Annotated in this window: 14 protein-coding genes; 3 read left to right on the top strand and 11 right to left on the bottom strand. The window is 50.0% G+C overall.

All coding sequences use genetic code 11. From position 1 onward, the window contains the following. Positions 1 to 161: 161 nt before the first annotated feature. The 6 genes from Xentx_RS17335 to Xentx_RS17310 form a co-directional block, all read right to left on the bottom strand. The gene (locus Xentx_RS17335; protein WP_074021766.1) at positions 162 to 476 is read right to left on the bottom strand and encodes a phage holin, lambda family; all 315 of its coding nucleotides are present in this window, start codon (positions 474 to 476) and stop codon (positions 162 to 164) included. A 2-nt stretch (positions 477 to 478) separates the two neighbouring features. Beyond that, entirely contained in the window at positions 479 to 679 is a 201-nt protein-coding gene (locus tag Xentx_RS17330; protein ID WP_074021765.1) for a tail protein X, read from the bottom strand. Further along, complete coding sequence (locus Xentx_RS17325; RefSeq protein WP_074021764.1) at positions 679 to 1,170, bottom strand: head completion/stabilization protein; 492 nt, start codon at positions 1,168 to 1,170, stop codon at positions 679 to 681. Before Xentx_RS17325 ends, Xentx_RS17330 begins: the two co-directional genes overlap by 1 nt. A 97-nt stretch (positions 1,171 to 1,267) precedes the next feature. Next, positions 1,268 to 2,038, bottom strand: a complete 771-nt coding sequence (gene gpM / locus Xentx_RS17320; RefSeq protein WP_139292525.1) for a phage terminase small subunit — start codon at positions 2,036 to 2,038, stop codon at positions 1,268 to 1,270. Between the two features lie 45 nt (positions 2,039 to 2,083). Then, entirely contained in the window at positions 2,084 to 3,139 is a 1,056-nt protein-coding gene (locus Xentx_RS17315; protein WP_074021762.1) for a phage major capsid protein, P2 family, read from the bottom strand. Between the two features lie 25 nt (positions 3,140 to 3,164). Further along, entirely contained in the window at positions 3,165 to 4,004 is an 840-nt protein-coding gene (locus Xentx_RS17310) for a GPO family capsid scaffolding protein (RefSeq protein ID WP_074021761.1), read from the bottom strand. 154 nt (positions 4,005 to 4,158) lie between these two features. Between Xentx_RS17310 and Xentx_RS17305 the strand changes: the two genes are divergently transcribed. The 3 genes from Xentx_RS17305 to Xentx_RS17295 all read left to right on the top strand — a co-directional run bounded on the left by Xentx_RS17305 (position 4,159) and on the right by Xentx_RS17295 (position 7,275). Further along, on the top strand, positions 4,159 to 5,874 hold the full coding sequence (locus Xentx_RS17305; protein WP_074021768.1) for a terminase large subunit domain-containing protein: 1,716 nt from the start codon (positions 4,159 to 4,161) through the stop codon (positions 5,872 to 5,874). 2 nt (positions 5,875 to 5,876) lie between these two features. After that, positions 5,877 to 6,941, top strand: a complete 1,065-nt coding sequence (locus Xentx_RS17300) for a phage portal protein (protein WP_083601061.1) — start codon at positions 5,877 to 5,879, stop codon at positions 6,939 to 6,941. A gap of 118 nt (positions 6,942 to 7,059) precedes the next feature. Next, the gene (locus tag Xentx_RS17295) at positions 7,060 to 7,275 is read left to right on the top strand and encodes a hypothetical protein (protein WP_139292524.1); all 216 of its coding nucleotides are present in this window, start codon (positions 7,060 to 7,062) and stop codon (positions 7,273 to 7,275) included. Between the two features lie 185 nt (positions 7,276 to 7,460). Here Xentx_RS17295 and Xentx_RS17290 read toward each other — a convergent pair whose 3' ends face one another. The 5 genes from Xentx_RS17290 to Xentx_RS17270 form a co-directional block, all read right to left on the bottom strand. Continuing rightward, entirely contained in the window at positions 7,461 to 7,838 is a 378-nt protein-coding gene (locus Xentx_RS17290) for a type II toxin-antitoxin system YafO family toxin (RefSeq protein WP_074021759.1), read from the bottom strand. Between the two features lie 10 nt (positions 7,839 to 7,848). Then, positions 7,849 to 8,430, bottom strand: coding sequence for a hypothetical protein (locus tag Xentx_RS17285; protein ID WP_074021758.1), 582 nt, complete (start codon positions 8,428 to 8,430; stop codon positions 7,849 to 7,851). Positions 8,431 to 8,628: 198 nt separating this feature from the next. Next, complete coding sequence (locus Xentx_RS17280) at positions 8,629 to 9,318, bottom strand: terminase large subunit domain-containing protein (RefSeq protein ID WP_074021757.1); 690 nt, start codon at positions 9,316 to 9,318, stop codon at positions 8,629 to 8,631. Beyond that, a complete protein-coding gene (locus Xentx_RS17275) occupies positions 9,315 to 9,572 on the bottom strand; it encodes a DUF5405 family protein (protein WP_074021756.1) in 258 nt (85 codons plus the stop codon). Before Xentx_RS17275 ends, Xentx_RS17280 begins: the two co-directional genes overlap by 4 nt. Beyond that, entirely contained in the window at positions 9,569 to 10,045 is a 477-nt protein-coding gene (locus Xentx_RS17270; RefSeq protein ID WP_139292523.1) for a hypothetical protein, read from the bottom strand. Before Xentx_RS17270 ends, Xentx_RS17275 begins: the two co-directional genes overlap by 4 nt. Positions 10,046 to 10,169 lie beyond the last annotated feature (124 nt).

Below are 10,169 nucleotides of genomic sequence, written 5' to 3'. Positions count from 1 at the left end.
TGATAATCTGGCGATGGATTTCAGGGGGATGATTTCATCGCAGATATGACAACGAGCCGATTTGCGGGTTATACCGATCGTGTCTTTCAGGCAGCGTTCAGAACCGTCACCAAAATCACCCAAAAATAAATCAAATGACAGAACGGCATCCGTGTAATTCATTATTTATCCCCCAAGCGTTTATTAATGGCACGAACAGCAAGCTCACGTAGCTTCTCAACACCAATAAACCCAATGGCACCCCCGATAGCCGGTGCAAAACTGGCAGGAATGCCGAACATTTCTAATCCGCTGGAGACGCTCCATGACAGCGCACCACATAGCAGTGCCTCAACCCAGCGGTTCTTTCGTTCCACGCCGTCATAAATCAGGCGCCCGTAACAAATCAATGCAGCTAAAACAGAGCCAGATATCTGCGGCCACGAGTTTTTCAGGCCGTTGAGTATGTCAACCCATAAATCAGGATGTTCTTTCATTGTCAGTCCCATAATTGAATAATGTCCTGATTGGGCGGCGGAGTGACATCCGGCAGCTCAACCCATTGCCCGGCAGCCAGTTGTGTTGTGATGCAGATATCCGGGTTCGCCTCCAAGACCTGCTCAACCACGCCCTGCGTGCGGCCATAGTGACGCCAGCACAACAGATCCACCGTATCCCCCTGAAACGCCCTGACCTGCATCAGACCAACTCCGCTATCATGCGAGGCTGAGCTAAAATATCCCTGATGGCGTTTTGCCCGTCACGGCGCAGGTCATCAATTTGTGTAGCGAGTGCGTCAGCATGTCGTTCGCCATCGCGTGTGGTGTCAATGTCGCGATAGTTTTCAATCAATGCCGCTTTAGTGAAGCTGTACACCGCATGACGATAGCGGAACACATGCGCCGTAGTGCCATTGATGGTCGGCGACAGCGCCGCCTCCAGTGACATCACACCGTGACTTTCCTGCTCATGCTGCCACGCCATCAGTTGCTGATTGACAGCCAACACGGCTTCCGTGGTCATGTGCATCAGCCGCTCTGTCGTCACCGCCCCATTCAGGCGCATTGAATTGCGCAAATCAGCCAGCACAATATCCGGCCAGAATGCACCAGAGATCACTTTTGCGCCGCCATCATTGATATCCACCGGGTTGTCAATGGGGCGGGGTTGTTTTGTTGCCACTAAGCTCATGATCCACCTGTTGAAAAGTCGGCGGTGAACGGTAAAACGGACAGGGCTTAAAAGCCGTTCGGTTCACCGTGCCGCCGGGCACGCGGGGTGCATTCTGTTAGCGGGAAGATGTCTTCTTCTCCGCTGTTGTCTTGGTTTTAGGCGGTTTCTTGCCTGTCGTTGCGGGCTTCGGTGCAGACGGCGGTATTACCGTACCCTCCGACTTTTTCAACTCCCGCATCAGGGTTTCAATCTCTTTCTTGACCCCGATATTGGCAAACAACAAGAGTGCCTCCTGCATCAGTGACAACGCCCGTTCCTGGGCTGCCCGTTGGGGCTGGATACGCAGGGTATAGGCCAGCGTTTTAAACAATTTCGCCCTGACCTGATTTGGCATATCCAGCGGGGTAACCAACTCAGTGAGCTGCTCCAGTATGTCCAACGGTATCGGATCTAAGGTCGTGTCACCGGTAGCAAAAATCGTGAGTGCCTGATCGCAAATTTCATCCACCAATAATGGCCCAATGGTGCGCTGATAACGGTCAGGTAAGGGCAGGTTATGCCGAATGACATACGCCGCCAGTGTCAATGCACGGCCATAGTTGCCAATGTCTATCTGCCAAATCATGATATGGGTCAGCACCTCATCAGCCTGACCGGTATCCGCTGCCAGTACACCGTCAATCCAGCCGTCATAGGCTGCCATCACAGTGCGTTTATACTCAGCTTTGCGCGCTTTCCCTTGCAGGCCAGACAGCCGCGCCTGATCGATGCGCAGTCGGTGCAGTACCTGCTCGTAAGCCGTCAGTGTTGCCGATGACATATGTTCATCGCCCCTGCGTGCCGCCATGGTGCGCTGCCAGTGTTCTTGTGCCGGTGTCAGCATCATTCCCCCTTGACCCGATGCCGGATAAGCCGGCACCGGAAATTGTGGTTAGTCGGTGCTGCCTTCGGCACCCGCAAACGAGATACCTTCAATCAGGCAACTCAGGCCGTAATCTTCAATGACATAACCGTCATTACTCTGGGCATAGGTGGCAATACGGTTGTATTCCGGCTCATTTTTGATGTAGCGGTTATACTTGCCTTTCTGCCAGTAAAGCGACAGGTTTTTAAAGGTGGTGATCAGGATTGCCCCGTCAGGGAAAAACGGCGCACGAAAGACCGGCAAACCGCCCAGCGTGCTGAGTTTCATCAGCTCATTGCCCGCCAACAGCTCCATATTAGGGTTATGCTGGCTGTGCTGGTTCAGGATGCGAAAGTTCTTCTGTGTGGTCAGGCGTGAACCGGTGATAGCAATCAGTCCCGGTGCACTCTGGTGCCACGGATCTAACAGGGATGTCACGGCATCATAAACCACCGAATCATAGTTGCCGTACTGGCCTTTCTTGATGATTTTCCCGTCTTCATCCCGACGGGTGAGGGTAATATCTTTCATTACACGCTGCGGAGCCTTGTTGCGCAGGTGCTGCAACCAACCGATATTGACATCCTGTAACAGCGGGTTTTTCTCCCGATCGGATTTCACGGCAACGGATGTACCATTAAATCCAATCATCAGGCGGTCATTGGCCTCTTGCTGGACAATCTGCTGGCTCACCAGTTGTTGAAACTCCGGGTGACCAGCCCACGCATCCAGTTGCGTATAGCCAATGTAGGTGTCGAAGTTGGTCTGTTCACAGCGATAACGGCTGCCTGCTAATTCATGGACGCTGATCGGTTCCCTGCGATCCGTGGTGGAGGTATTGCGGCTGGCAATGGTACGGTGGATACCCACACCGATTTTCTCACCTTCCTGCTCAGTTACACCGATTGAATTGACCTCTTTCAAAAAGGGGCTGGATTCCATCTTGGCTTTTTCCAGTTTCTGCTGGACAGCCGGCGCAACCGTCAACTGAATGTGATCGCCCTCGCGTTTCACGCCGTTCAACTTGCCTTGCTGATCAAGGTAGGACAGATAGTGCTGACGTCCTTCATTACTGAGTGACATAGATAAAATTCCTGTAAGCAATCAATTAATAATCGGCCAACACCTGCGTTGAACCGCTCGCCCCCGGTCGCTGCACCGAAGAATCATCCTGCTGGCTGAGCTGGCTTTTCAGCGTACTGAGTTCAGTTTCCAGCGCGGTAATTTTTTCCGACTGGCTGGCACACTGGCTTTCCAGTTGTGACAGTTTGTGCAGTTGGTTGAGTGCGTCACCGCATTTTTCCGCCGTTAACTGCACCATCTCACGCAACGTGTTCAATTCGGCGCTGTTATGCTCACGATGCATCCCCAGCGCCTTTTTCACGGATAAAACAAACTTTTCCCCGATGGACTTATCGGCGGCATTGTGTTGTTCGGTGCTTTCCGTCAGTTCAACCATGGTCTCCAGTGAGGCAGACAAATAGCGGTCATCACTGACAGGCAGCCCGCGCGCCTGCACACTCAGCTTGATTAATTCTGTTCCCACTGCCGCAGGGTTATCCGTCAGGGCAATGCCGGTCAGGTAGGCGCTTTGGGTCTGTGGAAAACGTGAATAAAATTCAATACTGGAAAAAACCTTCTGCCCGCTCTGGTTCAGCTTAATGAGCGCCGCATCTTTTTCTTCATCCAGTTCAACCGTCGCCTCCAGCGCCAGCTTGCCCTGCAACGGGCCATCTTTGATCTCGTAGGCACGTGCTGACTGCACCATCGCAAACTGGCGAAACGTGCTATCAGGGTACGGGCTTTTGATGTGTTCCAGATTTAAACGGGCGGCATACAGACGAGGGTTATAGCTATCTGCCATCTGCTGGATTTGTTCGCGAGAGACGGCAAACCCGTTCAGCGTCATTCCCTCGGTACAAACCGTTAATTTAATGGTTTTTGGCATGGTTGCTTTCTCCAACAAGCCATTTCAGTGGTGTTCGGTTGATGGTGTTATGTTCGCAGCCGATGGCGTATCACTCAACGCCTTCGCCGTGTCGCGGTACGGTGACAAATGGCAATCATGGCAGTACGCGCGCGGGTTGTGGGAAAGTAAAGGCATGACGACGACAGCACACGATCCCCGACAAGAAGCCAAAAGTTTGTATTGGCAGGCTTACAGCGTTGCGCAGATAGCAAAACGGCTGGGCGTCAGTGTGAATACCCTGTATTCCTGGCGGCGGCGGGATAAATGGGATGATGCCAACCCGATTGAACGGGTCAGCGACGAGCTGCCCGTAAAAATCTTGCGCATTCAGGCGAAAGACACCCTGACCCCGCACGATTTTAAGACGCTGGATTTTCTCTATCGCCAGTTGAAACACTTTGATCGCCATGAAGTAAAAAAAGAGAGCACGAAAAAGGCGAAGACACCGAAAAACCACTTCACTGAGGAACAAGTGGCGGAATTGCACGCGCAAGTTTATGAATCCCTGTTTGAGTACCAGAAACGCTGGTACAAGCAGAAAGAGCGCCGCAACCGCATGATATTAAAATCGCGCCAGATTGGGGCAACCTGGTACTTTGCCCGTGAAGCGCTGATCACCGCACTGGAAACCGGCCATAACCAAATTTTTCTGTCAGCCAGCCGCGCGCAGGCGTTCCAGTTCAAAAAATTCATTCAGATGGTTGCCCGTCAGGTCGGCGTTGAACTCAAGGGCGGTGATGAGATTATTTTGTCCAACGGAGCCACACTCTATTTTCTCGGCACGTCAGCGGCGACCGCACAATCGTATACCGGTGATCTCTATTTTGATGAGTTCTTCTGGGTCAGTAATTTTATGAACCTGCGTAGAGTAGCGGCAGGCATGGCGACCCAAATTGGACTGCGGCGCACTTATTTCTCTACCCCTTCCAGCGAAGAGCACGAAGCCTATCCGTTCTGGACAGGGGACTTTTTCAACAAAAGCCGCCCCCACAAGAAGCAAGTCACTTTTGATCTCAGCCATAAAACATTACAACCGGGCGTTTTGTGCGGCGATAACATCTGGCGGCAAATTGTCACCATTCATGATGCCATTGCATTGGGTCTGGATAGGGTTGATTTGGATGAAATCGAGGGCGAAAACAGCCCGGAAGATTTCAATAACCTGTACCGCTGCATCTTCGTGAAAGCCGGTGAACGGGCGTTCGATTATAACGCGCTGATCCAATGTGGCGTTGACGGTTATAACGAAGATGTCTGGCCGGACTGGAAGCCATATGCACCACGACCCTTGGGTCACAAAGGCGTTTATATCGGTGCCGATCCCACGGGCACAGGCGGCAATGGTGACGGGCTGGGGCTGGTTGTCATGTCACCGCCGACAGTCAGTGGCGGTAAGTGGCGGGTGATTGAAGCCTTACGGTTCCGGGGCATGGCCTTTGAAAAGCAGGCGGAGGAAATCCGCAAGCTGACTGAACGCTATCATATACTGGGCATCACCCTGGACGGCACCGGCGGTACGGGTGAAGCGGTGCATGAACTGGTCTGTAAATTCTTTCCAGCGGCGACCTTACTGAAATATTCCGCACCACTAAAGCGGATGCTGGTCATGAAGGCGCAGATGCTAATCCGCTCCGGCCGGCTCGAGTATGATGCGGGGATGCAGCAGGTTGCCACCTCATTTATGTCTATCAAAAAAATCATTACGCAGGGCGGTATTGTCACCTATGACGCTGACCGGACGCGCGGCATCGATCACGGTGATATTGCCTGGTCGATTATGAATGTCCTGTATGGAGAGCCGATAGCGGGCGACTCCGGCGGACATCAGTCTTCTGTTACGGAGTTTTAAACATGCAAACCAATTATCCGGCTGACAGTCAGCCTGAGACGAACACCGCCAACGACCCCAGGGCTAATCTGCCTGATGGGGTTGCCCAATGTGCCGCGTTTACCTTTGATACCCCCACGCCGATAACGTCCGGTGCCGACTTGCTGGATTGCATGGAGTGCGCCAAAAATGGCCGCTGGTATGAAACCCCGATTGATTTTTATGGGCTGGCGCGAGCGTTCTCATCAGCGGTCTATCATCAGTCACCGTTGTATTTTAAACGCAATGTGATCATGGGCTGCTTTCTCCCGCATCCGTTATTATCCCGGCAGGATATGGCGGCTTATGTACTGGATTATCTGGTGTTCGGTAATGCCTATCTGGAAAAGCGTACCCACCGATTAGGCGGGTTGTTAACGCTCCGGCATTCGCCTGCCAAGTACACGCGCCGGGGTGAAAACGCCGGCCAATACTGGTTTGTGGAAAGCTGGAACAACGAGTTTGAATTCCGGCCAGACAGCCTCTTTCACCTGATAAATCCGGATATCCATCAGGAAATCTACGGCCTGCCAGAATATCTGGCCGGGTTGTTATCTGCTAACCTGAACCGTTCCGCGACGATGTTTCGCATGAACTACTACGAAAACGGCAGCCATGCTGGCGTGATTGTCTACCTGACCGATCCCTTGGCTGACCCGCAAGGGGTTGATAAGCTGAAAGAATCCCTGCAAAAATCCCGGCGCGATGGGGCATTTAAGAACCTGTTTGTGTATGCCGCCAACGGTAAGAAAGACGGCTTGCAAATCCTGCCATTCAGTCAGATCAGTGCCAAAGATGAGTTTACCAATGTTAAGGAGGCGACCCGCGATGATTTACTGGCAATGCATCGTGTCCCACCACAACTGATGGGATTCTCACCCTCGAACGGCGGCAACTTTGGTGATGTGGAAAAAGCGGCTAAGGTATTTGCTATCAATGAACTCAGCCCCATCATGGAGAGCCTGAAATCCATCAACGATTGGGCGGGGGAAGAAATAGTACGCTTTGCCCCTTATGCCTTGCTGGATGCACTGACGGGTCAGTCATAACGCCGCTGTCATTAACACAGCGTGTAGCTATCGCGCTGTGTGCGTCCCCCCGCTCCCTCCCGCCCCAGCATCGCACTGATGCGCCCTAATGCCCCATTTTCAACAGATACAATCTCAAATGAAATTAATTCATTTCAACCCCCACCGCGCGCGCTTGCTCCCCCGCCTCGCCCGCACACAAAAGGGGCGTGTTTTTGTGCAGTTGTGCATCGGCGGGGAGACTTTACCGGAACTGGTCTTGCGTGGGGTTGGCGTGTCAAAAAAAATTGTGCAATGTTGTGTATTTTTGCGTGATGAAAAAAAGCTTATCGATTTGACGACTAGCGACCTGTGAGAGATGTTTTTACCATGACTCACGATTCAGTGAAGTGGAAGGTATGTAAGGGAGTTAACATGAAAAAAGCATTTGATGAATTTGACGGTTTCTGAGCTGAAGCTGAGCACTCAGGGGCGGGTATAACCCGCCTTTTTGTTTACTCAACTAATCGGGCAAACAACCCTCGGCACTACAAACAGTATTTAGCTATTCTGGAAATCTTCAGCACGGTCAACCAATACCGATAAAAAGGACGTTCTGGCAAGCTTATGCGCGTTTGGCGTCATGATGCTGATAAGCTGGTATTTTTCCGGCTCACACCAATGGCGCGTATAAACCAGATAACTATTACTCTTACGCGCCGCAACAGGCATCTTCGCCGGCCACGGTTCTTCATCCGGTAACTTAATGTGTATTTTGAACACGAAAGAAGCACAAAGGGAGGCATGATCTTCCCAGCGCCCCTCATCACCAAAAATAGCCGGTCTCAATCCGCCGTTTTTCCAGTCTTTCAAAAGATTGGCGTATCGTCTGGCAACCGCAGGTAATTCAATGTCTTTATGAATAGAAACAGTAACCACAATATCACCATCAATGAAAAGAAGGTTTATCGAGACCCAGTGCCTGATGTTCAGCACGGATCAACGCCTGAACCTCTTCTTTATTAAACTGGCTTGCGACCTCAAGCACTTTCGGTGATTCGTGCGTGTTTTTGGTAAACGTCAGAATTTCTTCAATGGTATAACGTAAATCCGCCGCTGCCCGACCAAATTGCATAATCTCTTTTCGAAGTGCCTGATCGGTCGTTTGACTCAATGCCTCTTTTGAGGCTTTCACCAAAGCTGTGCAAAACGTGATATGTTTTGTGAAGTAATGCTGGTTTTCTCTGGCAAACTTAGACAGACTCTTATCATCAATGGGAATGCGTTTTTCTTCCCATTCAGCCCGCAAATTCCGCAAATGCCCTCGCATACGATTAGCCAAATCAGCAATGTATTGCTGGGCTTCATCAATCGGCATATACACCATAGACTGATTAACATCCTGCAACATTAACGTATTCTGCGTGGGTGAGGTTGCTATGTAACTCCCCACATTATCAGCAGGCACGGGCGCTAGCGATAACGCCATAGTGGCCGCGATGGAAGAAATATTATTTTTGCCAGATTTCATATTGTAAACACTCTCAACAGTGTGAGTTAATCTCTCTGATTGAAGCATATCAAGGCGCATTATGTCTAGAAATTGCGCACTTGTTTATGCTTTTATTATGGTGTGACATGTCACACATCATCATTTGACGTCATGCCAGCCTAACGTAGCCCAGCAAGCTGAATCACCCGAAAAGCAGCATTCTGTTATCCTCCCTGATTACCAACGCGCATGAGGTAAACGGCACAAAAACAGCTCTTCAAATGCTTGCGGTGACCACATGTTACGGATCCGTTCCTCATCTAAGCGACTTTCAACATCATCAAACAACGTGACCGTATCGAAAAAAGCCGGCTCACCCTTCACACGATTTAGGGTAAAGAATGCTTTATAAGCCGCCGCGCCGTTATCCCCCGAGTCTCTGGAGGAATAAAACGTTCTTCGCCACTTTTGATGGTTTGATAACCCCAACGCCAGACGTATCAACTGAATAGGATCATCGGAATAAGCCCATTCCGATACATACACATCACCGTACAGGCTGACAGGACAACTATTTTCATGCAGAACGCGGATTTCAGCGCCATTACTGAGCCTTACCCCATGAATATCTTCGGCATTTTCGGTTAAATATGCTTGTTGACTTGGGAAATACTGCGCAAGGTAGTGAACAAAAAATGGCAAAAATTCCTTATTGGACAGAAAAAATTTATTTCGCCCCGTCCGACAGGAATCGCTTAACGCTTCCAGCACAAAATAATGATCAGCGCCTATCTGTCTGCATTTATGCAAAAAGCGGTTCCGGTGATATTGATTGGCCTTCCAGCGTTGCTGCCAGACGAATAAATCTAAAACAAATTTACGGTTAATGTTATTAACAATTTCAGGGGTTAAATTTAAGGTGATCATAAGGCAATCCTCGCTGCCAGATTTTCCGCAATTTCCTCAATTCGCTGGCTGAGTTGCTGCAACGTTCTAATATCATTACTATCCACTTCCATTCTGATCACATCGCGGACTAATTGATGCAGATTGGTGTAATACCTGAATGGCGTTAAAGACTCGTACCCCGCATTTCTTCCTGTCTGCGATACCGTTTTTTTATTCAGCGTGTATGATCGGCTATCCGAGGTAATCACGTATTTGCCTAAATTGATTCTCATTTTTGTCCCTCCTGAACCACATCAAAACTCTCCACATGCGCATAAAGTGGAATAATCTTGCACTGATAATGTCCCGTATCGTTATAATGCTCAGCTAGCCGTTCAGACTGCATTCTATTGTCTCTGTAGGCCATGACTTCATTGTGTTTTTCATCAAAAATCATATAGGACACGTGCCGCATACTTCCGCTATTGGTGATTTTGTCCAGTTGCACTTTCACATTGGGAAAAACCTGATTGAATGCCTCTCTTTTCTCTGTTATTTCAGTTATATACTGCTCGTAATATGGCTTAAACGCGTGCATTACGACATAAAACAACGTGCCGGTATTTTCATACTCACCGTACAACTTACCGCCCCGCACAAAGCAACGGAATTCATATGGCCCAACCCTTTCTAGCATGAATTTCTCATCAACCTGACTGAGATAATTAATCATTGCATGTAGTGATATGCCGTTGTAACTCATCATTATTTTTCCTCATTTCACCAATCTTCTTAATCCGCTGCCGCAGTGCCTCGCGGCGCGCCTCTTGCTGCCGTTCCGATCCCAGCGGAATAAAACTGCCATTCGTCCATAACTGAAATGGTTGTTT

Source organism: Xenorhabdus thuongxuanensis (assembly GCF_001908095.1).
GTDB lineage: Bacteria > Pseudomonadota > Gammaproteobacteria > Enterobacterales > Enterobacteriaceae > Xenorhabdus > Xenorhabdus thuongxuanensis.
This window is presented reverse-complemented; position numbering and strand designations above follow the sequence as displayed.

Coding starts and splice junctions, on each gene's coding strand:
- Xentx_RS17335 (WP_074021766.1), bottom strand. CDS start 476: ATGAAAGAACATCCTGATTTATGGGTTGACATACTCAACGGCCTGAAA.
- Xentx_RS17330 (WP_074021765.1), bottom strand. CDS start 679: ATGCAGGTCAGGGCGTTTCAGGGGGATACGGTGGATCTGTTGTGCTGG.
- Xentx_RS17325 (WP_074021764.1), bottom strand. CDS start 1,170: ATGAGCTTAGTGGCAACAAAACAACCCCGCCCCATTGACAACCCGGTG.
- gpM (WP_139292525.1), bottom strand. CDS start 2,038: ATGATGCTGACACCGGCACAAGAACACTGGCAGCGCACCATGGCGGCA.
- Xentx_RS17315 (WP_074021762.1), bottom strand. CDS start 3,139: ATGTCACTCAGTAATGAAGGACGTCAGCACTATCTGTCCTACCTTGAT.
- Xentx_RS17310 (WP_074021761.1), bottom strand. CDS start 4,004: ATGCCAAAAACCATTAAATTAACGGTTTGTACCGAGGGAATGACGCTG.
- Xentx_RS17305 (WP_074021768.1), top strand. CDS start 4,159: ATGACGACGACAGCACACGATCCCCGACAAGAAGCCAAAAGTTTGTAT.
- Xentx_RS17300 (WP_083601061.1), top strand. CDS start 5,877: ATGCAAACCAATTATCCGGCTGACAGTCAGCCTGAGACGAACACCGCC.
- Xentx_RS17295 (WP_139292524.1), top strand. CDS start 7,060: ATGAAATTAATTCATTTCAACCCCCACCGCGCGCGCTTGCTCCCCCGC.
- Xentx_RS17285 (WP_074021758.1), bottom strand. CDS start 8,430: ATGAAATCTGGCAAAAATAATATTTCTTCCATCGCGGCCACTATGGCG.
- Xentx_RS17280 (WP_074021757.1), bottom strand. CDS start 9,318: ATGATCACCTTAAATTTAACCCCTGAAATTGTTAATAACATTAACCGT.
- Xentx_RS17275 (WP_074021756.1), bottom strand. CDS start 9,572: ATGAGAATCAATTTAGGCAAATACGTGATTACCTCGGATAGCCGATCA.
- Xentx_RS17270 (WP_139292523.1), bottom strand. CDS start 10,045: ATGATGAGTTACAACGGCATATCACTACATGCAATGATTAATTATCTC.